The organism is Deinococcus rhizophilus (assembly GCF_030271215.1).
GTDB classification, from domain to species: Bacteria; Deinococcota; Deinococci; order Deinococcales; family Deinococcaceae; genus Deinococcus; species Deinococcus rhizophilus.
On sequence record NZ_JASNGB010000415.1, the window covers coordinates 1 to 409 of the forward strand.

1 protein-coding gene is annotated in these 409 nt (G+C 61.4%); it reads right to left on the minus strand.

Annotation, left to right across the window (positions count from 1 at the left end; genetic code table 11):
* A partial coding sequence (locus QOL99_RS17635; protein ID WP_285525706.1) for a transposase occupies positions 1-375 on the minus strand: 375 nt, incomplete at its 3' end.
* Positions 376-409: the final 34 nt, after the last annotated feature.

The following is a 409-nucleotide window of genomic DNA, read 5'->3' on the forward strand; positions in this document are numbered from 1 at the left end:
TCCCAGTGGCGCTTTCACGATGCTGCCGTCAGCGGCTTGCCACTCCCAGTCGATCCCCAATTCTCGACCGTATTCTTCCAAGAGGAGGCCCCAGGCTTGCCGGAGGCATCCATGCTCCACCCAGGCTTTGAATCGCTCGTGGACCGTAGATTTGGGGCCATAGCGGGCGGGAAGTTGACTCCATTGACTGCCGGTGCGGGCGAGCCAGATCAGGCCATTGAAGATGGCGCGGGCGTCCCGTGCGGGACGCCCGCTTTTCTTGCGGGGCTTGTCGATGACCAGGACAGGCGCGAGCCGTGCCCACAGTTCATCGGAGACTTCCCAGAGCGTAGCCTGCTCGTCGATCTTGGCTTGGTGAGGTTGAGTCGTTGTCACAGCACCCAAGCCTACCATTTTCCGGATAGGCTCT